Origin of the sequence: Roseomonas sp. BN140053, from assembly GCF_047690175.1 — a bacterium.
In the GTDB taxonomy this organism is placed as follows: domain Bacteria; phylum Pseudomonadota; class Alphaproteobacteria; order Acetobacterales; family Acetobacteraceae; genus Roseomonas.
Map to the genome: position 1 here is coordinate 63,692 of NZ_JBLLEB010000017.1, position 24,104 is coordinate 87,795.

Genomic DNA, 24,104 nt, shown 5'->3' on the forward strand with positions numbered 1-24,104 from the left:
GCCGTGCCGCGCCGCCGGCTGCTCTTTCTCGCCCACCGGATCCCCTATCCGCCGGAAAAGGGCGAGAAGATCCGCTCCTGGCACATGCTCCGCCATCTCGCCGAAACGTGGGAGGTCGATCTCGGCTGCCTGGCGGACGACCCGGCCGACCTCACGCACGTGCCGTTCCTGCGCACCGTCTGCGCCGCGGTGCAGTGCCGCTTCACCGGCGCGCGCACGCAGCTGGCGGCGCGGGCGCTGCTGCGCGCCCGGCCGGGCCTGCCGCTGACGCTGGGCTGGTTCCACGACCCGGGCCTGCACGCCTGGGTCCAGGACGGCCTCGCCGCCGGCCGCTACGACGCGGCCTTCGTTTATTCCTCCTCCATGGCACCCTACCTGATGGGGCCGGCGGCCCGGCGGCCGGGGCTGCGCCGCGTGCTCGACTTCGTCGACGTCGATTCCGAGAAATGGCTCGCCTACACCGAAGGCGCGCGGGCGCCGATGCGCCAGGTCTGGGCCCGCGAAGCCCGCACGCTGTTGGCCTTCGAGCGCCGGGCGGCGCTCAGCTTCGACCGCAGCGTCTTCGTGTCCGCCGAGGAAGCGCGGCGCTTCGCGGAACTGGCGCCGGACTGCGCCGCCCGGCTCGACCACGTGGACAACGGCGTGGAACTCGACCGCTTCGATCCGGCGCAGAACTACCCCGACCCCTTTGCCGGCGCCCGCGCCCTGGTTTTCACCGGCACCATGAACTACCGCCCCAACGTGGAGGCGGTGACCTGGTTCGCCACCGCCGTGATGCCGATCCTGCGCGCCCGCGGCCGGGCCACGGAGTTCTGGATCGTCGGCGCCAGCCCGGCCCCGGCGGTGCAGGCGCTGGCGCGCCTGCCGGACGTGCGCGTGACCGGGGCGGTGCCGGATGTGCGGCCCTTTCTGGCCCATGCGGCGGTCTCGGTCGCGCCGCTGCGGATCGCGCGCGGCATCCAGAACAAGGTGCTGGAGGCTATGGCCATGGCCCGCCCCGTGGTCGCCTCGCCCCAGGCCTTCGAGGGGGTGCGCGCCATGCCGGGGCGCGACCTGCTGGTGGCCGACGGCGCGGCGGACACGGCGGCGCGGATCGCGGCCCTGCTCGACGGCGCGCATCCCGGCATGGGCGCCGCCGGCCGCGCAGCGGTGGCGGCGGGCCATGACTGGTCGGCCACGCTGCGCCGGCTCGACCCCTTGCTGGAAGCGGCCCCTGCCGGGGCGGAACGGGTGCGGGACCGGGCGGCATGACGGCGCAGGTCCCGGCACGCCCCGCACCACCCCCCGCCGCGACGGGGCAGGCGGCGGCGTCCTGGCAGGGCTGGGGCCCGGCGCTGCCCGTGCTGGCCCTCGGCCTCGCGCTGCTCGGCCTGCTGTTCCGGGCGGAAGCGGCCGCGGCGGTCCACACCTGGACGATTTCCACCGCCTACAACCACGGCTGGCTGGTGCTGCCGATCGCGCTCTGGCTCGGCTGGGCGCGGCGGGAGCGGCTGCTGGCGCTGGCACCCCGGCCGGCGCCGGCGCTGGCCCTGCTCGCGGTTCCCGCCGGGCTGGCTTGGCTCGCGGCGGAGCGCATGGGGATCATGGAAGGGCGGCAATTCGCCGCCCTGGGCGTCCTCTACGCGCTGCTCCTGGCGGTGCTGGGCTGGCGGGTCTGCCGGGCCATGGCGGCGCCGCTCGCCTATCTCGTCTTTCTCGTGCCCTTCGGTGCTTTCGCGGTGCCGCTGCTGCAGGCCATCACCGCGGGGATCGTGGAGTTCGGCCTCTCGCTCACCGGCATCCCGCACTACGTGGACGCGCTGATCATCGAGATCCCGGAAGGCACCTTCTACGTCGCCGAGGCCTGTGCCGGGCTGCGCTTCATCATCGCGGCGCTGGCCTTCGGCGCGCTCTACGCCTTGGTGATGTTCCGCAGCCCCGGGCGGCGCCTGGTGGTGATGGCGCTGGCCGTGGCCGTGCCGATCCTGGCCAACGGGCTGCGTGCCCTCGGCCTCGTGCTGCTCGGGCATTACCAGGGCAGCGCCGCGGCGGTGGAAGCGGACCACGTGCTCTACGGTTGGGTGTTCTTTTCCCTGGTGATCCTGCTGCTGACCCTGGCCGGGATGCCTTTCCGCGAGGACGAGCCGGCGGCACCCGGCAGGGCCGCGCCGGAGCGGCGCCCCGCCCCTTCCGCGCAGCCGGCCCTGGCGGCGGCCGGAGCCGGGCTGGCGCTGGTTCTCGCGGCCTCCGGGCCGGCCGTGGCGGCGCTGCTGGACCGCCGGGCCGGGCCGCCCCAGACCGCTGCCGTCCGGCTCGTGGCGCCGCTGCCCTGCAGGGCTGCGGCGGAGGACGCGCTGCAATGCGTCGGCGCCACCATTTCCGCGCGCGTGCTGGTGTTCCCGGCCGCGGCGAACTGGGATGCCGTGGCGGCCGCCCGGCGCGGCGCCCTGGGCGGGATGGGCGACGAGGACGTCACCTTCGACGTTCCCATGGGTGGCGGCAGCGCCTGGCGGGCGCGGCAGCCGCCGGGGGGCCGCGGCCTCGCGGCGGCGGCGGTGTGGCTGGACGGAAAGCTCGCCGGTGACGGCCTGCGCAGCCGCGCCGCGCAGGCCCTGAAGGCCTTCGGCGCGGGACCGGGCGGGCGGCCGGTGATGGTGGCCGTGACGCTCCGCCCGGACGGCCCACCCGGCGACGGGATGGATGCGGCCCGCCAGCGGGCGCTGTTCCAGGCGGTGCTGGAAGCCCAGGGTGACGGGCTCGCCGCCCGCGCGGCGACGCTGTCCGCGTCGGGTCGGTCGGACCCGTGAGGCGGGCATTCGTCGCGGCCACCTGCGCGCTCGTCGTGGCCCTCGCCGTCGCGCTGCACGCCGTGCAGATGATGCCGAACCACGACAATGGCTGGCTGCTGATCGCGGCGGAACGCCTGCTGGCGGGCGGCACCTACCGGCACGACTTCGTGGAGCCCAACCCGCCCCTCATCATCTTCCTGAACGTCCCCGCCATTCTCCTGGCCCGGCTGCTGGGCATCGCGACCTACACGGCGTTCAGCCTCTACGTCGGTGGCCTCATCCTGCTTTCCGCTCTTCTCGCCTGCCGTTTCCTGACGGTTCTGCTGAAGCCGGAGGGCGGGCTGACCGGCCCTGTGCTGATCGGCTACGTCGCCATCCTGGCGCTGGAGCCAGGCTACGAGTTCGGGCAGCGCGAACACCTCTTCACGGTCCTCTTCGTGCCGGGGCTGCTGTGGTTCGCGCTGCGGGAAACAGGGGAGGAGGGCCGGCTCGACACCGCGACCCTGCTGGCGATCGGCCTCGCTTCCGTCGCGGTCCTGATCAAGCCCTTCTACCTCGTGCTTGCCGCGGCGCTGTTCGGCCTGCGCCTGTTCCGGCTGCGGAGCTGGCGCACGATCCTTGATCCGGCCGCCGCGATGCTCGTCGCTGCCGGGCTGCTCTACGCCGCCACCATCCTGCTCGCCTATCCGGAATACCTGGAGGAAGCGCGGATGCAGGGGCAGGTCTACTTCGCCTGGGACCGCGACTGGCGCACCGTTCTTCTCGCCAGCAAGGACGCGGTGGGCGCGCTCTGCCTCGCCCTGGCCCTGGCCGCGCTGGCCCCGGTGCCGGCGCGGGTCCGGACCGTCCTGCTGCACCTCGCGCTGGTGGCGGCCGGCCTGCTCGCCGTGGCGCTGCTGCAGAAGAAGGGCTGGACCTACCACCTGCTGCCCGTCGTGGAGATCTCGCTCATCGCGCTGCTGCTGCTCGCCGCCATCCTGCTGCCCCGGCTCGCCGCGCCGCCCCGGCTGCCCGCGCTGGTCGCGCTGGCGGCGATCCTGCTGGAAACCGCCTTTCTCGCCCTTCGCCCGGCCAGCGAGGTGACCTATGCCGCCCGCGCGCACTTCCGCGACACGCCCCTGATCGCGACCCTGCAGCGGCTGGCCGCCGGGCAGTCCTACCTGATGCTCACCGGCGGCTACCTGTGGGGCGTGCCGGGGCTGATCGACGCGACGCTGGGCGCGCGGGGGCTGGGGCAGGTGTTCCTGCCCGGCGCTGCCCAGCTGGCCGCCGGCAACGCCGACAGCAGGGCCCGGGCCGCGGCCCTCTACCCCTTCGTGGTGCAGGAGCTGGTGGGCGACCTGGAACGCTTCCGGCCGGCGATCGTGGCCGTTGACAGGCGCCAGCACAGGCAGGGCCTGCCCGAGAGCTTCGACATCCTGCGCTACTACGGGGATGCGGAGTCGTTCCGCCGCGCCTGGGCATCCTATCGGCTGGTGGAAAGCCAGGGCGGCTGGGACTTCTACCGGCGCATCGACTGAAAACCATCGGGCTTGGTGAAGCCAGCAGACCGGGGGGAAGTATCCCCCCGGACCCCCTTCTATTTTCGGGAGTTTTGGGGTGCGTCCGTGGTTGCAGCGGCTCTTTCTGCTCCCGAAAGAAGGAGGGGGTCCGGGGGAGTTCACTCCCCCGGCTTTTTGCGCCTTCACAGGTCAGGACAGCGCCTGTCCGTCAGCCGTCGCAGACCTGCAGGAAGGCGCGGGCCTTTTCCCCCCAGCCGGCCCGCTGCGCCGCGGCCAGGGCGCCCTGCCGCAGCGTCTCGTACAGGACCGGGTCCTCGCGCAGCCGCCGCATCGCCGCGGCGACCTCCGCCACCGAGTGCCCATCCACCACCAGCCCGTTGACACCGTGCTGCACCGCGTCGGTGCTGCCGCCATCCTGCCCGGCGATCACCGGGATGCCGCAGCCATTCGCTTCCAGGAACACCAGCCCGAAGCCCTCGGTGTCGCCATCCGGCATGCGGCGGTTCGGCATGATGAACACGTCGCCCGCCTGGTAGTGCTCGACCAGCTCGTCCTCCGCGACCTGGCCGGCAAACACCACCCGGTCGGCCACGCCCTCCGCCTCCGCCAGCGCCCGCAGCGCGTCCAGGTAGGGCCCGGTGCCGACCACGAGGTAGCGGCTGTCGGGATGGAACCGGACCACCTGCGCGAAGGCGCGGATCGCGTGGTCGATCCCCTTCTTCTCCACCAGCCGGCAAACCGACACGAACACGAAGTGGCGCTGCAGCCCGTAGAGATCGAGCAGCGCCTGCGGCTTGGGTGAAGGACGGAACCGCTCATTGTCCACGCCGTTCTCGATCAGCCGGATCCGGGCCGCGGCGCATTCGCCGAGCAGCGCCTCCACCGCGGCCAGGGTGAAGCGGCTGACCACCACGATGGCGTCGCTGTTCTGCAAGGCCTGCCGGCCCTGCCGGTTCCCGGGATCCGTGGCGGTGCGGGTCGTGATCTCCTCGCCATGGACGTAGACCACCGTGCGCACGCCGGGGACGCGGCGCAGCAGGTGGATGATCCAGCCGCTGGCCAGCAGCTCGCCGATGCACACCACCCGCACCCCGCCCAGGGCGATCAGCCGCAGCAACAGGGCGGCGACGCGCAGGCGCAGCGCCGCGTCCCAGGCCAGGAACAACAGCCGCCGCACGCCGCCGCGGCTGCGCGGGCCGAAGGTGGTGCGCAGCAGCGGGATGCGGATCACGGGATAGGGTGCCCGGCGGTCGTGCTCGCGCCAGCCGATGATCGGCAAGCCGTCCGCGTAGTTCACCTGCGGCGCCAGCACCGCCACCCGTCCCCCCGCGCAGCGCGCCAGGCTGGCATAGACCGAGGCGGAGCCGCCGCGCACCGGCGGGAAGTTGTTGGCCACCAGCAGCACCGTGCCCCGGCCGGACCGGGGCGGGTCGACGGCGCGCGCGGTCACGCGGCCGGCGCTTCGAGCAGGGACGGGATCTCCGCGAGGCTCGCGAAGCGCATGCGCGGCTGCCGCGCCATGAAGTCGAGGATGGCGGATAGCCGGTCGTAGAAATGGTGCAGCTCCGCCCGGCTCTGCACATAGGGACTGCGTCCGACCGCCAGCGAGGAACTGTGGAAGCTGAGCACGAAGACGCGGTGGCCGCCCTCGGTCAGCCGTCGCACCAGGCGGATCATCGCGCGCCGGTCGTTGCCCTCCGGCGACAGCGTGATGCGCTCGGCGCAGCGCATGCGCGTGAGGGCGGCGGACAGTCCCAGGCGGAACGGCGGCGAGGCGTCCGCCAGCGCCTGGTAGATCCACGGCGCGCGCCGGCCGCCCCAGCCGACGATGCTGCGGCAGAGCGGCAGTTCCAGCAGGGTGCGCCGCCGGCCGAACCAGAAGGGGCGGTAGTCGTAGCCGCTGTAGTCCGGCCCGCCATCGGGCGAGAAATCGGTGCGCGGCGCCACGCTGGTGTCGATCTCGAAGCCGAGCTCCTCCAGCGTGCCGGCGGTATGCGCCGAGAGACCGTAGCGCCCGGCCCGGTAGATGCGCGGCCCGACGCCGAAGCGCTCGGTGAATCGGCGGATCAGCGTAGCGAGCTTCTGCGCCTCCAGCTCCGGCGGCAGGTTCCCGGAATAGGAAGCGCTGGTGCCGCCGTCGCCGGTGAAGGGCGGCGTCACCCAGGGGTGCAGCTGCACCCCGACATCGCATTCGCCGCGCCGGAGATGACGCTCGAGGATCCGCACGACCTCGGTGTCCTCCAGCACGGGATAGGTCAGCAGGTAGGTGGGCCGCAGGCCGTAGGCCCCGAGGATCGCCTGCAGGTCACGGATGTTGCGCATGTGGCCGGTGGTGTGGGGCGTGCCGCGCACGGGCGCGTCCCAGTCGAAATCCTCCTCGGCATCCACCGCCACCGCCAGGATCGGGTCGTCGGAGCGGGGCAGGGCAGGGCGGATGTTGGGGAAGAGTGCGTGCGTCATGCCTGGATCGGTGTGTGCCGGTCGGGCATGGCCGGCCGCTCTCCGGCAGCGTCGGGAAAGCTGCCGACGCGTATAGCAAGCCCGTACCGTTCAGGTCGAACCCAGAACGACGGGCCGCGCGCCGCCCGGCAGGACCGATGGCAGGACCCGGCCGGGGTGATAGCGTGGTGGCCCTTCCAAGGTGGTTCCACCCGCCCCGTGCAATCCGTCCTGACCGCGCTGTTCCTGCCGCCCCTGCTCCTCGTCCTGCTGGGGCTGTGGGGCGGGCTGCTGGCCTGGCACGGTCGGCGGCGGAGCGGCGGGGCACTGGCCGCGCTGGCCGCCGCCGGCACGCTGTTGCTGGCCACGCCCTTCGTGTCGGGAAACCTGCTGGCTTCCCTGGAGCGGGAGGTGGCGGCCCGGCCGGCGGAAGGCCCGCCGCCGGCCGCCATCATCGTGCTCGGCGGCGACGCGGCCCGCGGGCAGGAAGGGCCGGAGATCGGCGCGTTCACCCTGGAACGCCTGCGGGCCGGCGCGGCCCTGCATCGCCGCACCGGGCTGCCCCTGCTGGTGACCGGCGGGCCGGTGGGGCCGGAACGGGTGCCACTGGCGGCGCTGATGGCGCGCAGCCTGCGCGAGGATTTCGGGGTGGAGGTCCGCTGGGTCGAGCCGCGGGCCCACGACACCCGGGACAACGCGGTCTTCGCCGCAGCCATTCTGCGCGAGGCCGGGATCGGGTCGGCCCTGGTGGTGACCCATGGCTGGCACCTGCCGCGGGCGATGGAAGCTTTCGGCCGCATCGGCTTCCCGGTGTATCCAGCGCCGCTGCGGGCCAGCCAGGGCTGGGCGACGGCCGGCCGCTGGTCGGACTGGGTGCCGCGTGCCGACCACCTCGGCGACAGCTGGTACGCGCTGCGGGAATGGGCGGGACGGGCGGTCTACGCCCTGCGAGACGGGGGCTGAGGCACTCCCGCCGCCCGGCCCGTGAAGGGGCACCGCAGGGCCTCAGGCCGGCGCGCTCTCGAGCACCGCGCCCGCCGTGCCGGCCTCCGCCGCCAGGAAGCCTTCCAGCACCAGCAGCTGCCACAGCCCCTGCGCGTGGTCGAGGCGCCCCGCGGCGTGCTCCTCCAGCAGCCGCGCCAGGGCGGGTGCGTGGAACAGCCCGCTGTCCAGCATCGGCCCGCCCAGCAGGCGGCCGCGCACGGTTTCGGCCTGCGCGCGGAACTGCCCGCCGATCTCGGCCGCGAAGCCGCGCTTCCGGCCCCAGAGCAGGTCGGAGGGCAGCAGCGGCTCCATTGCCCGGCGCAGCACGTGCTTGCCCGTCCCCCCCTGCAGCTTCAGCCGGGCCGGCAGGGCCATGCCCCAGGCCACCAGCTCGGGGTCGAGGATCGGCGGCCGCACCTCCAGCGACACCGCCATGGCCGTGCGGTCCGCCTTCACCAGGATGTCGCCGGGCAGGTAGGTGTGCAGGTCGGCATACTGCGCCTGCAGCAGCGCGTCCTCCGGGTCGCATTCCGCCATCAGCCGGCCGAAGCGCGCGGACGGATCGTGGCCGTCCACCGCCGCCCGGAAGGCGGGCGAGAACAGTTCGCGCCGGCGCTCCTCGTGCAGCTTGCAGACGGTGCGATAGTAGCCGAGCGCGGAATCCAGGCTGATCTCGGTCAGCGTGTGCTTGGCGCGCAGCCAGCGCGGCGCGCGGTCGAGCTTCGGGTACAGCCGGGCCAGGCCGCCGATCACCCGCCGCCGCGCCCCGGCGGGGATGAAGGACCGCACCCCCTCGGCCAGGGCATGAAAGGCGTAGCGGCGGTAGCCCGCGAAAACCTCGTCGCCGCCATCGCCGGACAGGGCCACGGTGACGTGCCGCCGCGCCAGGGTGCAGACCGCCAGCATCGGCACGGCAGAATGGTCGCCGAAGGGCTCGCCGAAGATCCGCGCTTGGCCGCGGGCGGCGGCGACGTAGTCCATCGCCGCCACCTCCGACCTATGGGTGGTGCCCAGGCTGCTGGCCGTCCGCGCCGCCAGCGGCCGCTCGTCGGCCTCGCCGGGAAAGCCGATGGTGAAGGTCGCCAGCGAGCCGCCGAGCCCTTCCCCCTGCGCACGGGCGGCGAGCGCGGTGACGGCGCTGGAATCCACGCCGCCGGACAGAAAGGCGCCGAGCGGCACGTCGGCCATGAGCTGCGCCCGCACCGCGGCGTCGAGCCGCCGGGCGAGCTCCGCCGGCGCATCGGCCGGCGCCGCCGCGGCGGCGGTCGGCGGCCGCCAGTAGCGGCGCGGCGCGGGGCGCCCGGTCTCGCCGCGCCGCAGCAGCAGGAAATGGCCGGCCGGCAAGCGGTGGATGCCGGCATAGATGGTGCCGGGGTCGGGCACGTAGCCCAGCGCCAGGAAGTCATCCACCGCGGCCGGGTCGATCCGCCTCGGCAGTTCCGGCAGGGCGAGCAGCCCCGCCATCTCCGAGGCGAAGGCGAAGCGGCCGTCCGGTAGCCAAGTGTAGTAGAGCGGCTTCTCGCCCAGCCGGTCGCGCGCCAGCAGCAGCTCCCCCCGCTGCCGGTCCCAGACCGCGAAGGCGAACATGCCCTTCAGCCGGTCGAGGCAGCCGGTGCCCCATTCGGTCCAGCCGTGCAGGATCGCCTCCGTGTCGGAGCGGGTGCGGAAGCGGTGGCCGGCCGCTTCCAGCAGCGGGCGCAGGGCGGCGTGGTTGTAGATCTCGCCGTTGAAGCAGACGGTGACCTGCCCGTCCGCGGTGGACATGGGCTGCGTGCCGCCGGCCAGGTCCACCACGGAAAGCCGGCGATGGCCGAGCGCCAGATGCGGCTCCCGATGGAAGCCGTCGCCGTCCGGCCCGCGATGCGCCAGCGCGTCGGTCATGCCGCGGATCGGCCGCACCGCCGGCACGGCGGGGTCCAGGGGGTGAAACAGACCGGCCAGGCCGCACATGTCGCGTTGCTCTCATCAGGGGGCAGGTCGGGGGCCGGCGCGGCCGGCAGCCGCGGACGGCACGGGCAGCCTCAGTTCGGGCCGCGGCGCCGGGATGGGCCGGTCAGGGCGTCCGGGCCTGCACGAAGACGCTCAGCCCCCCCATCCGGTTGAACGGAAAGGCGGGCAGCTCCGCCCGGCAGGCGGTGGACAGCAGGGTGTTCATGACGGCGCCGTGCTGCCGCATCTGGCTGCGCGCCGGCGGATGGCGCCCGAAGCGCAGCATCTCCGGCAGCCGCATCGCCATGGCCAGCGGAAACACGCTTCCGAAGAAATAGGCGCCCCGTTCCACCGTCAGGCCCGCCGCGCGCACCGCCCGCTCCGCCTGCGGCAGGGTGTAGCGTCGCCGGTGTTCCAGGAACACGTCGTGGCCGCTCCAGAGCCACTGGAAGGCCGGAACGGTGACCACGAAGCGCGTACCGGCGGGAACCTTGCCGCTGTATTCGCGCAACAGGCCGACATCGTCGTCCACGTGTTCCAGCACGTCCATCATCAGCACGAGGTCGGCGTCGGACGCGGCGACCTCGCGGCGGAAGCGCAGCGGCTTGCCGGATGCGGCGGTGTCCGTGTCCGCCGCGTAGCCGGGGTCCACGCAGGTGGCGCCACGGATGCCGGACCCTTCCAGCAGCGCCCGCGAAAAGAAGCCCGAGCCGGCGCCGACATCCAGCACCTCCCGCGCCGCCAGCCCCGCGGTCCAGCGCCGCAGCGCCGCCAGCTTCGAGCGGTAATACCAGTGGCGGCCGATCCCCTCGCCGAGGATCTCCTGTTCCTTCAGGTCCATGCGTCCTCTTTCCGGCTCGCGGCAACCGGTGCGCGGGCGGCGCCCGACGGGAATTCATCGGCAATGACGTAGAGGGGGCGGCGCTTGGCCTCCTGGAACAACCGCCCCAGGTATTCGCCGATCACCCCGAGCGACAGCAGCTGGATGCCGCCGAAGAACAGCAGCACGGCCATCAGCGACGGGTAGCCGGGCAGGTCGATGCCGAGCACCAGCACCCGGACCACGATGAAGGCCGCGTACAGGAAGGCGAGGAGCGCGATGCCGGCGCCGAGATAGCTCCAGACCCGCAGGGGCGCGGTGGAGAAGTTGGTCACGCCTTCCAACGCGAAGTTCCACAGCTGCCACGGCCGCCACTTCGTGCGTCCCGCGGACCGGGCGGGCCGCTCGAAGGGCACGCCGACGGAGCGGAACCCCACCCAGGCGAAGAGGCCCTTCATGAAGCGCCCGCGCTCCGGCAGCTGGCGGAGCACCTCGACCACGCGCCGGTCGAGCAGGCGGAAGTCGCCGGTGTTGGGCGGGATGCGGGTTTCCGCCACGGCGTTGAACAGTCGGTAGAACAGTCGGGCCGAGAGCTGCTTGCCCAGGCTGTCCGCCCGGCGGTCCACCCGCTCGCCGTAGACCACGTCGTAGCCCTGGCGCCACAGCGCGACGAAGTCCGGGATCAGCTCGGGCGGGTCCTGCAGGTCCACGTCGATCGGCACCACCGCGTCGCCCCGCGCGTGGTCGAGGCCGGCGCTCATCGCCGCCTCCTTGCCGAAGTTGCGCGACAGGCTGAGGGCGCGTACCCGGCGGTCGCGCGCGGCGAAGTCGGCGAGCAGCGCGGTGGTGCCGTCGGTGGAGCCGTCATCCACGAACACCACCTCGAACCGGATCCCCGCCGCGCCCAGCACGTTCTCGATCCGCCGCAGAAACAGCGGGATGCTTTCCCGTTCGTCGAGAACGGGAACAACGAGCGACAGGAGCATGTCGTCCGGCCGCAAACGGCCCGGGGCGGCGAAGGGCCGCTGCCCCGGACACGCGGCATGCGCCGGCCCCGCATAGGTCAGGTCATCCATCGCCGGCAGGTCTCGGCATCAGTACGCTTCTCGAGAATGCTCTAGGAAATTGTATGCCGATGCGCCGGGACGCCACAAGGAATATTCCGGACTTGCACTGAGCAGATCGCCGGGGAACAGCGTTGAGGCGCTGAACGGGCCGGCAGGTCGGGTGCTGCCCCGCTGATGGTCCGGACGAACCGGGATCGCGGACTTTTCGGGACGGGAGCGAGGCGCGCGTTCCACAACCCCTGCATCCGCCTGGGCACCGGCATGGGCCACTCCATGACGAATTTCGCGGATATTCCGATCTTGAAACTGTTTGGGCCTCGTGCTCAAAATTGAGCCGCACGCGGCCCTCCCAGGTCACTGCGGAGCCGGAACACGATGGCGCTGCATCCTCCCCACCCGACCCGACACCGTGGACCCGCGTGACGTACGCCCTTTCCGACAGCCTCGAGGCCGAGCCGTCCACGCCGTCCGAGCCTGTCGGGGCGTGGGACGCGGTCGGAACCCGTCCGACCGAACTGACCGTCGTGGTCCCCTGCTACAATGAAAGGGCCAACGTCGCGCCCCTGGTGGCGATGCTCGCGGCCGCCCTGGAGAACATCGCCTGGGAAGTGGTGTTCGTGGACGACAACAGCCCGGACGGCACCTGGGGCGAGGTCAAGTCCATCGCGCAGGCCGACCCGCGCGTCCGCTGCATCCGGCGCATCGGCCGTCGCGGCCTGGCCTCCGCGGTGGTGGAGGGCGCGCTGTCCTCCTCGGCCGCGTTTGTCGCCGTGATCGACGGCGACCTGCAGCACGACGAAACGCGCCTGCCCCTCATGCTGGAGGCCGCCCGCAACGGGCAGTACGACCTGGTGGTGGGCAGCCGCCACGTGGCGGGGGGCGACACCGCCGGCCTGGCGAATGCCTGGCGCCAGCACCTGTCCCAGGCCGGCATCCGGGTCGCGCAGGCCGTTCTGCCCGTCCGCCTCACCGACCCGGTGAGCGGCTTCTTCCTGATGCCGCGCCGGCTGCTGGAGGAGCTGGCGCCCCGCCTGACCACCCAGGGCTTCAAGATCCTGCTCGACATCGTTCTTTCCGCGCCGGCCCCGCTGCGGGTGCTGGAACTGCCCATGCAGTTCCGCTCGCGGGTTGCCGGGGAAAGCAAGCTCGACGCCCAGGTCATGGTGCAGTTCCTGGGCCTTCTCCTGGACAAGGCAGTGGGACGCGTCATCCCGCTGCGCTTCCTGTCCTTTGCCGCCGTCGGCGGGCTCGGCATCCTGGTGAACCTCCTCGTGCTCCAGTTCGGCTCCGCGCTCGACCTGCCCTTCGACCAGGCGCAGGCGCTCGGCACGGCCGTCGCCATGGCGACCAACTTCAAGCTCAACAACGCCGTGACCTACCGCGACCGCCGCCTGAAGGGGGCGGCGTTCTGGCGCGGCCTCGTGCTGTTCATGGTGCTGTGCGGGGCTGGCGCCGCGGCGAATGTGGGCGTGGCCCACATGCTGGTGGAGCAGTCCGGCTGGACGCTGGCCAGCCTCGCGGGCGCCCTGCTCTCGGTGGTGTGGAACTACGCGATCTCGTCCACCCTGGTGTGGCCGGCGCGTTGAGTCTGGCGCACCTCACCAGCCGGATGCCGGTCATGCCTGACATCCAGGCCACACGGTTCCGCACGTCGATGCAGCTCGCCGTCCTGGGCTGCGCCGCCCTGGCGGGCCTCCTGCTCCGCCTGCACAACCTGGCCGGGGAAGGCTTGTGGCTCGATGAGCTCTGGGCGGCGACCTTTACCCAGCTCGGGCTGCAGGACACCCTCGTCGCGGTTCTGCGCTTCGACGTGCACCCGCCGCTCTACTACCTGCAGCTGAACGCCTGGGCCGCCCTGTTCGGCCGGAGCGACGCCGCCCTTCTCGCCAATTCCGTGTTCTGGGGCATGGCCACGCTGGCCGCGGTCCACCTCGCCGCGCGACGCCTGCTCGGTTCGGCGACGGCCACGCTGGCCGTCGCCGTGACGGCCGTGGCCGGGGGCGAGGTCTTCTACGCCCAGGAACTGCGGATGTACGCGATGATGTCGTGCCTGGCGGTGATCGCCTGGTATGCCGCCGCGCGTTTCGCGACCGAGCAGAGCCGCGCCCACGGCATCGGGGTGGTCCTGGACACGGCGCTGCTGGCCGCCAGCCACGGCGCGAGCGTCGTGCCGGTGTCCTGCGTCGGGGTGTTCCTCCTCCTGCGCCTCGGGATCCGGGAGTCGCTGCGGCCACGGGCGCTGCTCGTTTACGCGCTGATCGGGCTGTCCCTGCTGCCCTGGCTGATCAACTCCTTCCTGCGGGGCGTCACGCACATCGCCCCGCTCAGCCTGCAGGGCGTGGCGTCCACCGTCGGCGGCTGGCTCTTCGGCTTCTATCCCGCGATCACCGCCGGGCAGGCTGCCCTGGGATGCGCCGTGGTGGCCCTGGCGGCCGGCGCGGCCCTGCTGTCCGGCCGCGCGCTGCGCGACATGGCGCTGGCGTTCCTGCTGTGGCCGGTGCTCTTCGGGGCCGCGGTGTCGGTGTTCCTGCGCCCGATCTGGATCGCGCGTGGCTTTGAGTTCTGCGCGCCCTTCGCCTGCATCGCGGTGGCGGCTCTCCTGGTTCGGGCGTGGCAACTGGCGGCGGGCCGCACGGCCCGCTTTCTCCGGGCCGGGGTGGTGGGCGCGGGGCTGGCGCTCCTCCTCGCCATGGCCACGTCCTCCTCGGGCCAGGCCGGCGCGGGCCGCAAGATGGAGTACCGCGAAGCCGCGGCCTTTCTTCGCACCTATCTCCGCCCGGGCGACGTCGTCTACACGCCGGCCCTGTTCACCTACTGGGGCGTGGCGCGCTACCTCGTCGGCCCGTCCTGGGGCGATCCGCTCGCCGTAATGGACCCGCTCCGCCCGGTCAGGGATTCGAACGCCTGGGACTCGGTCTATGCCAGGCTCGGCCGGGATTGGATCGAACGGCTCCACCTCCTGCCCCGGACGCGCAGCGTGCCCGTGCTCGGCGCGGAACTGGTGATCGGCTGGACTCCCTCCGACGCGGTGAGGAACGCCGCGACGCTCTGGGTCGTGGGCTCGGGCGATGTCCGGCCCGAGGACTTGGCCCTGTGCGAGGGAGAGGCGGCCACGCGCACCCAGTTCCGCGGGATGGCCGTGCATCAGGTGAACTGCCGGCGCTAGCGGCGCCGATCCGGTCGCGCCCCGGAAGCCGGGCATGGCGGTGCGGCGCCGCCTCGGTTAGATTCGCTGCCGGAGCAAAAATCGTATGATCGACAATTTCTGCATCCTCCTGAGCACCGGCATGTGCGTCTACGTGATCATCCAGGCGATCCGGCTCGACCGGATGCTGCCGTGGTTCGAGCTGCTGCCGAAGAGCGACGCGGCCGGCACCCTGCCGTCCGCCTCCGCGCAATCCGTCGCGCGGCAGGCGCCGGCTCCGCAGCATCGCCCGGCCCCGGACCGCGCCGGGCCGCCGTCCCGACCGGGATGGCGGGCCCGGGCCGCGGCGGCTCCGCGCAACCCGGCGCCTTAGGCGGCGATGCTTCGCGCCCTTTTCCTGTCCGGCATCTTCCTGTTCTTCCTGGTGGCCGGGCTCGTGGCGCCCTTCGTGTTCAGCCTCGGCTACGTCTGGGTCAGCACCTTCCGGCCGCAATCGGTCGACAGCATGGTCCTGCAGGCGATCCCGGTCTCGGTGATCATGGGGGCAGGGGCCATCGGCAGCTACCTGCTGCTGGATCGCCGGTCGCCACCGCCGGTCACCGCCACCACCGTGCTGACCCTGCTGCTGGCCGTCTGGACCACGTTCACGCTGCTCTGGGCGGTGGTGCCGGGCGCCGCCTGGACGAAGTGGGACTGGGCCTTCAAGACGCTGCTCTTTTCCGCCTTCATGCCGCTGGTGTTTCGCACCCGCGTGCAGATCGAGGCGATGCTGCAGGTCTGGATGTTCTCGCTCGGCATCTACTTCCTGCCCTTCGGCTTCAAGACGCTGATCAGCGGCGGCGGCTACGGCAAGTATCTCGGCATCGTGTCCGGCAACTCCGGCCTGACCGAGAGCAGCACCCTTGCCGCCGTCAGCCTGATGGCAGTGCCGCTGATCCTGTTCCTGCGCACCCAGAGCGTCCTGCTGACGCGCTCCCGGCTGACGGATGCCCTGTATATCGGCCTCGCCGTGGCAGCCCTGGCCGCGGCGGTGGGCAGCTACGCACGCACCGGCCTGGTGGGCATGCTCGTGGTGGGCGTCGGGTTGCTGCTGCGCTCGCGCCACAAGATCCTCTACGGCGCCCTGGGCGCGGCGGCAGCCCTGGCGATCATCCTGTTCTCCTCCCAGGCCTGGAACGAGCGGATCGCCAGCATCGACGACTACGAGCAGGAAGCCTCGGCGCTCGGCCGGCTCCTGGTCTGGCAGTGGACGGTGGACTTCGCCGTGCAGAACCCGCTCGGCGGCGGCTTCAACGCCTACATGATCAGCCAGATCGAGATGGGGACCCTGCCCGGCACCGGCGAGCCGCGGATCATCATCGGCAAGGCCTTCCATAACATCTACATCGAGGTGCTGGGCGAGCACGGCTGGATTGGCCTCGGGCTCTACCTCGCCCTGCTGGGTACCACCCTGCTGACGCAGCAAAGGCTGCTCCGGCGGACCCGCGGCCGGCCGGAGCTCGAATGGTGCAACGAACTCGCCCGCGCCCTGCAGATCGCCCTGGTCACGATCATGGCCTGCGGCATGTTCATCGGCATCGCTTTCCAGCCGATGATCTATTACCTGATCGCCATCACCGCGAGCGTTGCCAACCACGTCCGCCGGGTGGATGCGCCATCCCCCGCCCGGGTGGCCGTGCCCACCCTCGGGGCAGGCGGGCCCGAGCCCGCGTTGCCGGGCGCCCGCCGCTGGTCGCGGCCCTGATTCTTCCGGACCCCCGCGTTCCATTGTTGACACCGAGGATCGATTTTAACACGATGCGCTCGCGTGACGATTGGCTGTGGTGGTTGAACAGGTGCTCGGCAATGCCAGAAACCTCCGGCCCGGCCAGCATGGCGTCGCGTCGCCCTGGAGCCTGGGCCGCCTCGCGCAGCGCCCGGAGGCGCCGGGCGCCCCGCATGCCGGCGGCGTGATCCATTCCAGCCCCGTATCCGCGCCGGCCAGCCTTTCGCTCGGCCTGCCGGAGGGTGGCGCGACCTCGCTGGCCGCGGCAGCCGGCGCGGCGGTGCAGCCGATTCCGGCCCTCACCTCGGTGCGCGGCCTCGCGGCCTGGTGGGTCGTGCTGTTCCACTTCGTCCCCGACCTGCTGGCCGTGGCGCCGCCCGCCCTGATCCGCTTCGCCAACCAGGGCTACCTGGCGGTGGACCTGTTCTTCCAGCTCAGCGGCCTCGTGATCGCCCTCAACTACGCCCCCCAGTTCCGGCGCTTCGAGTGGAACCGGTTCCGCCGCTTCCTCGCGCTGCGGCTGGCCCGCATCTACCCGCTGCACCTCGTCGCGCTCTGCCTCTTTCTCATCAACCCGATCGCCATCGACCTCTTCTCGGCCCAGGGCGAAACGGGCGGGCGCTACGACCCGGCCTATTTCCTGCTGAGCCTGCTGCTGGTCCAGAACTGGGGCCTGACCTCTGTGCTGGCCTGGAACGTGCCGGCCTGGTCGATCAGCACGGAATGGTTCGCCTATCTCGCCTTCCCCTTCCTTGTCCTGCTGGCCAACCGCGGCGCGCGCGGCCTGTTCTCCACCCTCGCCTGCCTGGCCGTCCTGCTCGGCGCCCTCGCGGCCCTGGCGCCGCCGATCGGCCTCGGCGGGGACATCCCCGGCTTCGGCCTCCTGCGCTGCGTGCTCGGCTTCGGCATCGGCGTGCTGATCTGCCGGCTGCACGCCCTGCGGCAGGGACGGGCGCGGGCGGAAAGCGATCTCTGCGTCCTGCTCGCCCTGGGCTGCTTCGGCGCCTACGCAGTGCTGCCCCTGCCCGACAGCCTGATCATGCCACTCGGCTTCCTGCTGCTGATCTTTGGGCTCGCCGACAACGCGGCCCTCGCCTCGCGCCTGCTGCGCTGGCCGGTGCTGGAAAGCATCGGCCTCGTGTCCTACTCGACCTACCTGATCCACTACTTCGTCAAGGACTGGGTGAAGTTCCTCCTGGTCCGACCCGAGGTGCCGGAGGCCGTGCCGGTGCTGGCCTACCTGCTGGTAACGGCACTGGCCTCGGTGCTGCTCTACCGCCTCGTCGAAGTGCCGGGCCGGCGCGCCCTGCGCCGCTTCGCCTGAGCGGAGGGGAGGGATGCAGGGAATGACGGCGCGTGTGCCCGGCGGATGCCGCTGCCACGCGGATGCGGCAGCGGCCTTTCCCGCGCGGCAGCGGTTGGCCGCATGACCGTCGCGGCGGAACCCGCTTCCCCGAGGCTCGGCCGGCAGATGGTGGTGGCCGCCTTCTATGCCGTGCTGCAACGCGTGATCATGCGCGGCCTTGGCCTGTTCAGCACCCTGATCCTGGTGCGCCTGCTGTCGCCGGACGATTTCGGCGTCGTTGCCGTGGCCAGCGCGGTCTACGTCATCCTCGACATGCTGACGACCACCAATTTCGGCATGGCCATCATCCGCATGGCCGAGCCGCAGCGGGTCCACTACGACACGGTGTTCACCCTCAGCATCGGGCGCGCCGTCGTCATCGTCGCAGCACTGCTGGGGCTGGCGGAGCTGCAGGCCGGGCTCATGGACGATCCCCGGGTGGTCGGGGTGACCTGGGTCCTGGCCAGCTCCGTCCTGATCGGCGCCTTCGAGAGCCCGCGCCTGATCGACTTCAGCCGCAGCCTGCGCTTCGAGCGGCTGATGCGCTACTACGTCCTGGGCAAGATCCTCGGCATCCTCATCTCGCTGCCGCTGGCCTTCTGGCTGCAGAACTACTGGGCGCTGGTGCTCGGCGGCCCGATCAGCCGCCTGGTCACCGTGCCCTACAGCTACCGTCTCGCGCCGCACCGGCCGCGCCTGTCCGTCGCGGCGTGGCGGGAGATGTTCAGCTTCTCCAAGTGGCTGATGCTCGGCAACCTGTGCAACCTGGTGGACGGCCAGCTGATGAACTTCATCATCGGCCGCTTCCAGGGCGTCGGCGCGGTCGGCCTGTACCAGGTCGGCTACCAGATCGCCGTGCTGCCCATCACCGAGATCGCCGCGCCGATCCGCGCCCCCCTCTATGCCGGCTTCGCCCGCATCCGCCACGACGTGGACGAGCTGCGCCGGCAGTTCCTCAGCGGCCTGGAAATGCAGTGGCTGTTCCTGCTGCCCCTCACGGTCGGCATCGGCCTCACGGCGCGGGAGGTGACGCTGCTGTTCCTCGGGGAACGCTGGGCGGAGCTGATCCCGCTGATCCCGCTGATCGCGCTGTTCGGCCTGTTCGACAGCTTCGGCGTCAACACGCACAACGTCTTCATCGTGCTGGACCGGCAGGCGCGGCTCGTGATCACCTATGCCGCGATGCTCGTGCTGCGGCTGGCGGTGAGCCTCTACGGGGTACTGGAATACGGCATCGCCGGCGCGCTCTGGGGGCTGGTGGCCACCTCCGTCCTCAACGCCGCGCTCTGGCAGGCCATGACCGGCCCGCTCCTCCGACTGCGGCCCTCCGACGTGCCGGCGACGCTCTGGCGGGCCATCCTGGCCGCGCTGGTCATGTGCGGCGTGGTCTGGCTGATCCCCGACGATGTCGGCCCGCGCCTCGGCCTTGCCGCCTGGCCGCTGCTGGCCGCCCTGTCGGCCAAGGCGGCGGCGGGGGCCGCGACCTATGCCGGCACCGTGCTGCTGCTCTGGCTGGCGGCCGGCCGCCCGGCGCGCTCCGCGGAAGCGCATCTCGCCCAGGGGCTGGTCGCCGTGCTGGCCCGGCTCGCCGGCCTCGTGCTGCTCCGCCAGCGCTCCGCCTGAGGGGAGGGACCGGAGGTGCGACCCCGCTGGAGCAACACCTCCCCGATGCGGGCCCCAACGAAGCAACGGAGGTCACCCGGCCGATGCGACTGAAGACGCAGGGCTACATCGTCCTCGCCCTGGGGCCGGCCCGCTACCGCGAGATGGCGGCCAACCTGGCGGCCTCCATCAAGGTCATGGATCCCGGCCGCCCGGTCTGCCTCGTGCACGATGTCGGCGTCACGCTGGACGAGGAAGCGCGCGCGCTCTTCGACCACACCGTCGCGCTGGAAAGCGACCCCCGCTTTCCGCACGTGATGAACAAGATCCGCCTGTTCGAGCTGTCGCCCTACACCTCCACCATGTTCGTCGATGCCGACTGCCTGCTGGTGAAGCGCGATGTCGACCATTACTGGAACGCCGTCTCCTCCCGGCCCTTCTCCATCACCGGCGGCAAGCGCCGGACCGGCGAATGGAAGGGCGTGCGGATCGAGGACGTGCTGCGGCAGGAAGGCGCGCCCTACCTGATCCAGATGAATGCCGGCATCTTCCACTTCGACGCCTCGGAAGAAGCCGGCACCTTTTTCCGCGAGCTCGGCGAGTACTACCTCAGCCGCATGGATCGCCTGAACATCACCAACTACAAGGGGCCGCAGAGCCAGTCCTTCGAGCTCTATCTCGGCCTCTTCATGGGGCTGAAGGGGATGAACAGCGACAACGTCGGCAACACCGGCGGCAATTCCTGGATGGTGTCGAGCTGGCGCGCGCTGCGCTGCGACTTCGACCCGCGGCAAGGGCGCTCCACCATCTACAAGGGGGACGGGCACGTCCTGGGCCTGCCTTTCCTGCCGACCAGGGTGGTGAAGCTGTCGCCGACCTTTGCGCATTTCATCGCCCTCAAGCCGCGCCGGGTCTACGCGCGGCTGGCGGAACAGTTCCGCGCCATGGCCGCCGCGCAGCGGGAAGGCCACGTCGCCGTGACGCCGCCCGCCCGCACCGTGGCCCGGGATGCGCGGGGCATGCGGTGATCCTGGTTCTCGAAATGACGGTGACGGGAACCGGCCACGTTCCCGGCAACAGCCACCTGATCCAGATGATCGCGCTCGCCCTGCCGGACCAGCGGATCGAGGTGCATGGCGAGGCGGTGCATGCCCGCGAATTGTCGCGCGACGCGGACCTCGCCGCCCTCGGGCGGATCAGCTTCCACGAGATCGCCCTCTCACCCCACCTCGAAGGCAGGCCGCACATCGTCTCGGCCCGGCGCTTCCGGCACGAGCTCCGCACCATCGCCGCCGTGCTGCGCCGGGTGCCGAAGGGGGAGCCCTGCCTGCTCGTCTTCGCCTCAGCGACCTCCACCGCCGTGGTCGCGGCCGTGCTGGCGGCGCGCCTCGCGCGGCGGCGCATCGGCATCCAGGTGGGGCTGCACGGCAACCTCAACAGCATCACCCGCCCGCGCCCGCGCAACCCGCTCCGCCGCGCCTTCGACCTGCGCGCGATCCTGGGCCGCCCGATCGCCGGCCTGCGCTACCTCACCTTCGAGCACGCCATCCGCCGCAAGGTGCTGGAGCTGCTGCCGGCCGCGGCGGCGCACCTCGACTCCGTGCCCCTCGCCGTCAACGTGTCCGAACTCGGCACCTGGCGCGAGGTGCCGCTGCGCGACCCGGTCCGCATCGGCCTGATCGGGCTGGCCACGGAGGCCAAGGGCATCTCGCCCTTCCTGGAAACCGCCCGCCTCTTCAAGGAGCGCTATGGCGGCCGGGTGGAATTCTTCATCGTCGGCGGCAGCCCCGACACGCCGCGTCCCGGACAGTTCCGCGATATCGCCCACGAGGTCCAGGCGCGCCACACGCCGCGCGAGGTGTTTCTCGACCGCCTCGGGCAGCTGCACTACGTGTTCCTGCCGCTGCACCCCAGCTACTACGACCTGTCGCCCAGCGGCGGGCTGCTGGACGCGGTGACCTGGCTCAAGCCGGTGATCGCCACCCGCATCCCGCTGGTCGAGGACCTTTTCGCCGGCGCCGGCGACATCGGCCACCTTTGCCGCGACGTGCCGGAGATGCAGGAAGCGCTGCACGGCATCCTCGCGACGATGGACGCCGACCGCTACGGCCGCCAGGTGGCCGCGTTGCGCGCGGCGCGGGAACAGCGCACGCCCGCCGCCCTCGCGGCCAGCTACCGCGCCATTATCCGCGACGGCTTCGCCGGCCTGCTCGATGTCCCGCGCTGAAACGGGCGCCGCGGCCGGCGGCCCGGTGCCCGTGCTGGTGGTGCATTACGGCGACGACTGGCTGCGCGGCAGCGAAACCGTGCTGCTCGACCTCCTGGGTGGGATCGACCGCGACCGCTTCAGGCCCGTCATCTGGTGCAACGGCGCGGCCTTCGCCGCGGCCTGCCACGAGGCCGGGCACCTCGTCCACCGCAGCGACTTCGCCTTCTTCTTCGACTACTCCTCCCCCCGCTTCAGCGCCCGCCGCTATCTCGCCCTGGTTCGGGAAGGCGTATCGCTGGTGCGCCGGCACGGCATCCGCGTGATCCACGCCAACAGCGCCGCGCCCGTGCAGTGGCTGGTGCCCGTGGCGAGGCTGACCGGCAGGCCGCTGCTCGCCCACCTGCACATCGGCTACCGGCGCCGCAGCCGTTACGCCCTGCTCCTGCACGCCGCGGACCTGATCGTCGGCGTGTCGCGCCACACCGTCGCCGAGCTCCCCGCGGACGCCGTCGCACCCGCGCGGCTGCGGGTCGTGTACAACGGCATCGATCCGTCGCGCCTGGTGCCGCCGGCCGTGGCGCTGCGCGACACGCTCGGCATCCCGGCCGGGGCGCCGGTGGTGGCCTCGGTCGGGTCGCTGGTGCGGCGCAAGGGCCACGACCTCCTGCTCCGCGCCGTTGCGCGGCTGGGGGGCGCGAACCCGCCGCATCTCATCATCGGCGGCGACGGCGAGGCGCGGGCGGAGCTGGAAGCCCTGGCCGCCACGCTCGGCATCCGCGGGCGCACGCATTTCCTCGGCGACACGCGCGACCCGGCGGCGATCTACCGGGCGGCGGACATTTTCGCCCTCGCCTCCCGCGCGGAGGCTTTCGGCCTCGTTCTGGCCGAAGCCGCCCATGGCGGGCTGCCCGTCGTGGCGACGCGGGTGGGCGGCATCCCCGAGGCCGTGCTGGACGGGGAAACCGGCCTGCTCGTGGCGCCGGAGGATGTGGACGGCCTGGCCGCCGCGCTGAACCGCCTGCTCGGCGATCCGGAGGAGCGGCGGCGCCTCGGCGCCGCGGCGCGGCGGCGGGTCGAGGCGCACTTCACGGTCGGCCGCATGCGGGCGGCCTTCGAGGGGATCTACGCCGAACTCGCGACGCAACCGCCGCGCCGGCCCGGATGGACGCCCTACCTCCTCCTGCTCGGCCTCGGCCGCGCCGGGCACCGCACACTTCCCGGATAAGCGGCGCGGGACCGTGAAAACCCCGTATCGCACCCCACGGCCAAGCCGAAGCCAGCGTCCCAATCTTGGGTGTTACATGACCGAAACGAGACGTTGAGTGCCCCCGCGCGATCTGATACGGAGGCGTGTCGATCAGGGCCTTGGTCATGCTGACCCAGCTGGAACAGTCCGTCGGACGGGCAAAAGCCTTCCTCCACGATAGCCTCGTCGCCAAGGTCCCGTTTCTGGCGGAGTTCCTGTCGTCCGTTCTCGACCTCCTGGTGGGCCCGCTGACCGGCAACCGCACGGCGCATTACTGGGTCGGCGTTCTCGTCGCGCTGCTGCTGGCCGGCCTGCTGTTCGTGGCCCAGTTCCGGCACCAGCCGGGCTTCGGCCTGCGCGGCTTCCTCGGCTACTGCTTCCCCCGGTACCTGCTCACGCATCCCTCCACGGCCACCGACATCAAGCTGATGGTGGCGAACAACTTCATCATGCCGATGGTGAACGTCACCTGGCGGCTCAAGACCGCCTTCTTCACCGGCATCCTGCTGAACGGCCTCGTGGCCATCTTCGGCCCGCCGCTGCATGTCTTCGAATGGAACATCGGCGCGGTGATCGTCTTCACCATCCTCCTCGCCTTCGCCGAGGATCTGGGATTCTACCTGTGCCACCTCGCGCACCATAAGATCCCGGCGCTCTGGGCCTTTCACAAGGTCCACCATTCCGCCGACGTGCTGACGCCGCTGACCGCGACGCGCAACCATCCCGTCGAGTTCATGCTGATCCCGCCCTGCAAGGCGCTGGCCGGCAGCCTCGTGATGGCGCCGGCGCTGTTTCTCTTCGACCAGCCGCCCACGGTGCTGGAAATCTTCGGCGTGTCCGTGCTGACGATGTTCTTCGCCATGCTCGGGGACCAGCTCTTCCATTCGCATATCTGGCTCACCTGGAGCCCGGCCCTGCAGCGCGTCTTCGTCTGTCCGGCGCAGCACCAGATCCACCACAGCAGCGCCGTGCGGCACCACGACAAGAACATGGCCGCCTTCTTCTCGCTCTGGGACTGGGTTTTCGGCACCCTCTACATCGCCCCCAAGCAGCGCGAGGATTTCGCCTACGGCGTCCACGGCGACGCGAAGCAGCGGCACCCGGGCCTGCTGACCGCCTATGCCCTCCCCTTCTGGGACGCGCTGCCGCAGCGCGCCACGGTTCTGCGCTGGCTGCCCGCGCGCCTCGTCGGCGGCCTGCGAGGGCTGGTGCAGTCCGCGCAGCAGGCCGTCGCGGCCCGCTCCGTGCGCCGGCACGCCGATACGCTCTGACGGAGGCCCTTC

At 71.8% G+C, this 24,104-nt stretch carries 19 protein-coding genes; 14 read left to right on the plus strand and 5 right to left on the minus strand.

Features of this window, described 5'->3' with window-relative positions; translation table 11 throughout:
• Positions 1 to 3 precede the first annotated feature (3 nt).
• The 3 genes from ACLIBK_RS15885 to ACLIBK_RS15895 are packed head-to-tail and all read left to right on the plus strand — an operon-like array spanning position 4 to position 4,288.
• Positions 4 to 1,251 (plus strand): TIGR03087 family PEP-CTERM/XrtA system glycosyltransferase, encoded by a 1,248-nt coding sequence (locus tag ACLIBK_RS15885; protein WP_415388260.1) that lies wholly within the window; start codon positions 4 to 6, stop codon positions 1,249 to 1,251.
• Positions 1,248 to 2,786 carry an exosortase A gene (xrtA, locus tag ACLIBK_RS15890; RefSeq protein ID WP_415388261.1) on the plus strand — a complete coding sequence of 513 codons (1,539 nt, stop codon included), beginning with the start codon at positions 1,248 to 1,250 and terminating at the stop codon, positions 2,784 to 2,786. The genes ACLIBK_RS15885 and xrtA overlap by 4 nt, the downstream gene beginning before the upstream one ends.
• 35 nt (positions 2,787 to 2,821) lie before the next feature.
• On the plus strand, positions 2,822 to 4,288 hold the full coding sequence (locus ACLIBK_RS15895; protein ID WP_415388262.1) for a hypothetical protein: 1,467 nt from the start codon (positions 2,822 to 2,824) through the stop codon (positions 4,286 to 4,288).
• A 190-nt stretch (positions 4,289 to 4,478) separates the two neighbouring features.
• Here ACLIBK_RS15895 and ACLIBK_RS15900 read toward each other — a convergent pair whose 3' ends face one another.
• The gene (locus ACLIBK_RS15900) at positions 4,479 to 5,720 is read right to left on the minus strand and encodes a glycosyltransferase family 4 protein (protein WP_415388263.1); all 1,242 of its coding nucleotides are present in this window, start codon (positions 5,718 to 5,720) and stop codon (positions 4,479 to 4,481) included.
• Complete coding sequence (locus ACLIBK_RS15905) at positions 5,717 to 6,730, minus strand: polysaccharide deacetylase family protein (protein ID WP_415388264.1); 1,014 nt, start codon at positions 6,728 to 6,730, stop codon at positions 5,717 to 5,719. The genes ACLIBK_RS15900 and ACLIBK_RS15905 overlap by 4 nt, the downstream gene beginning before the upstream one ends.
• A 198-nt stretch (positions 6,731 to 6,928) precedes the next feature.
• Between ACLIBK_RS15905 and ACLIBK_RS15910 the strand changes: the two genes are divergently transcribed.
• Complete coding sequence (locus tag ACLIBK_RS15910; protein ID WP_415388265.1) at positions 6,929 to 7,672, plus strand: YdcF family protein; 744 nt, start codon at positions 6,929 to 6,931, stop codon at positions 7,670 to 7,672.
• A gap of 42 nt (positions 7,673 to 7,714) precedes the next feature.
• On the opposite strand, the gene asnB is transcribed toward ACLIBK_RS15910, so the two are convergent.
• The 3 genes from asnB to ACLIBK_RS15925 form a co-directional block, all read right to left on the minus strand.
• Positions 7,715 to 9,643 (minus strand): asparagine synthase (glutamine-hydrolyzing), encoded by a 1,929-nt coding sequence (gene asnB, locus ACLIBK_RS15915; protein ID WP_415388266.1) that lies wholly within the window; start codon positions 9,641 to 9,643, stop codon positions 7,715 to 7,717.
• A gap of 103 nt (positions 9,644 to 9,746) precedes the next feature.
• Positions 9,747 to 10,463 carry a class I SAM-dependent methyltransferase gene (locus ACLIBK_RS15920; protein ID WP_415388267.1) on the minus strand — a complete coding sequence of 239 codons (717 nt, stop codon included), beginning with the start codon at positions 10,461 to 10,463 and terminating at the stop codon, positions 9,747 to 9,749.
• Positions 10,454 to 11,518, minus strand: a complete 1,065-nt coding sequence (locus ACLIBK_RS15925; protein WP_415388268.1) for a glycosyltransferase family 2 protein — start codon at positions 11,516 to 11,518, stop codon at positions 10,454 to 10,456. The genes ACLIBK_RS15920 and ACLIBK_RS15925 overlap by 10 nt, the downstream gene beginning before the upstream one ends.
• Positions 11,519 to 12,024: 506 nt before the next feature.
• On the opposite strand from ACLIBK_RS15925, the gene ACLIBK_RS15930 reads away from it, so the two are divergent.
• The 10 genes from ACLIBK_RS15930 to ACLIBK_RS15975 all read left to right on the plus strand — a co-directional run bounded on the left by ACLIBK_RS15930 (position 12,025) and on the right by ACLIBK_RS15975 (position 24,092).
• Positions 12,025 to 13,095, plus strand: a complete 1,071-nt coding sequence (locus ACLIBK_RS15930; protein WP_415388283.1) for a glycosyltransferase — start codon at positions 12,025 to 12,027, stop codon at positions 13,093 to 13,095.
• A gap of 32 nt (positions 13,096 to 13,127) precedes the next feature.
• Positions 13,128 to 14,675 carry a glycosyltransferase family 39 protein gene (locus ACLIBK_RS15935; RefSeq protein WP_415388269.1) on the plus strand — a complete coding sequence of 516 codons (1,548 nt, stop codon included), beginning with the start codon at positions 13,128 to 13,130 and terminating at the stop codon, positions 14,673 to 14,675.
• A gap of 85 nt (positions 14,676 to 14,760) precedes the next feature.
• Positions 14,761 to 15,027, plus strand: coding sequence for a hypothetical protein (locus tag ACLIBK_RS15940; protein ID WP_415388270.1), 267 nt, complete (start codon positions 14,761 to 14,763; stop codon positions 15,025 to 15,027).
• Between the two features lie 6 nt (positions 15,028 to 15,033).
• On the plus strand, positions 15,034 to 16,398 hold the full coding sequence (locus tag ACLIBK_RS15945) for a putative O-glycosylation ligase, exosortase A system-associated (RefSeq protein ID WP_415388271.1): 1,365 nt from the start codon (positions 15,034 to 15,036) through the stop codon (positions 16,396 to 16,398).
• A gap of 79 nt (positions 16,399 to 16,477) precedes the next feature.
• Entirely contained in the window at positions 16,478 to 17,743 is a 1,266-nt protein-coding gene (locus tag ACLIBK_RS15950; RefSeq protein ID WP_415388272.1) for an acyltransferase family protein, read from the plus strand.
• 102 nt (positions 17,744 to 17,845) lie between these two features.
• The gene (locus ACLIBK_RS15955; RefSeq protein ID WP_415388273.1) at positions 17,846 to 19,387 is read left to right on the plus strand and encodes a lipopolysaccharide biosynthesis protein; all 1,542 of its coding nucleotides are present in this window, start codon (positions 17,846 to 17,848) and stop codon (positions 19,385 to 19,387) included.
• Between the two features lie 83 nt (positions 19,388 to 19,470).
• Positions 19,471 to 20,394: a hypothetical protein gene (locus tag ACLIBK_RS15960; protein WP_415388274.1), complete on the plus strand. Its 924-nt coding sequence runs from the start codon at positions 19,471 to 19,473 to the stop codon at positions 20,392 to 20,394.
• Entirely contained in the window at positions 20,391 to 21,593 is a 1,203-nt protein-coding gene (locus ACLIBK_RS15965; RefSeq protein ID WP_415388275.1) for a hypothetical protein, read from the plus strand. The genes ACLIBK_RS15960 and ACLIBK_RS15965 overlap by 4 nt, the downstream gene beginning before the upstream one ends.
• Positions 21,580 to 22,800 (plus strand): glycosyltransferase, encoded by a 1,221-nt coding sequence (locus tag ACLIBK_RS15970; protein WP_415388276.1) that lies wholly within the window; start codon positions 21,580 to 21,582, stop codon positions 22,798 to 22,800. Before ACLIBK_RS15965 ends, ACLIBK_RS15970 begins: the two co-directional genes overlap by 14 nt.
• A gap of 125 nt (positions 22,801 to 22,925) precedes the next feature.
• Positions 22,926 to 24,092: a sterol desaturase family protein gene (locus ACLIBK_RS15975; protein ID WP_415388277.1), complete on the plus strand. Its 1,167-nt coding sequence runs from the start codon at positions 22,926 to 22,928 to the stop codon at positions 24,090 to 24,092.
• Positions 24,093 to 24,104: the final 12 nt, after the last annotated feature.

What these genes read in the sequence shown, in the direction of transcription:
- xrtA (WP_415388261.1), top strand. Translation starts at nt 1,248, where the DNA reads ATGACGGCGCAGGTCCCGGCACGCCCCGCACCACCCCCCGCCGCGACG.
- ACLIBK_RS15905 (WP_415388264.1), bottom strand. Translation starts at nt 6,730, where the DNA reads ATGACGCACGCACTCTTCCCCAACATCCGCCCTGCCCTGCCCCGCTCC.
- asnB (WP_415388266.1), bottom strand. Translation starts at nt 9,643, where the DNA reads ATGTGCGGCCTGGCCGGTCTGTTTCACCCCCTGGACCCCGCCGTGCCG.
- ACLIBK_RS15920 (WP_415388267.1), bottom strand. Translation starts at nt 10,463, where the DNA reads ATGGACCTGAAGGAACAGGAGATCCTCGGCGAGGGGATCGGCCGCCAC.
- ACLIBK_RS15925 (WP_415388268.1), bottom strand. Translation starts at nt 11,518, where the DNA reads ATGGATGACCTGACCTATGCGGGGCCGGCGCATGCCGCGTGTCCGGGG.
- ACLIBK_RS15935 (WP_415388269.1), top strand. Translation starts at nt 13,128, where the DNA reads ATGCCTGACATCCAGGCCACACGGTTCCGCACGTCGATGCAGCTCGCC.
- ACLIBK_RS15940 (WP_415388270.1), top strand. Translation starts at nt 14,761, where the DNA reads ATGATCGACAATTTCTGCATCCTCCTGAGCACCGGCATGTGCGTCTAC.
- ACLIBK_RS15945 (WP_415388271.1), top strand. Translation starts at nt 15,034, where the DNA reads ATGCTTCGCGCCCTTTTCCTGTCCGGCATCTTCCTGTTCTTCCTGGTG.
- ACLIBK_RS15955 (WP_415388273.1), top strand. Translation starts at nt 17,846, where the DNA reads ATGACCGTCGCGGCGGAACCCGCTTCCCCGAGGCTCGGCCGGCAGATG.
- ACLIBK_RS15960 (WP_415388274.1), top strand. Translation starts at nt 19,471, where the DNA reads ATGCGACTGAAGACGCAGGGCTACATCGTCCTCGCCCTGGGGCCGGCC.
- ACLIBK_RS15970 (WP_415388276.1), top strand. Translation starts at nt 21,580, where the DNA reads ATGTCCCGCGCTGAAACGGGCGCCGCGGCCGGCGGCCCGGTGCCCGTG.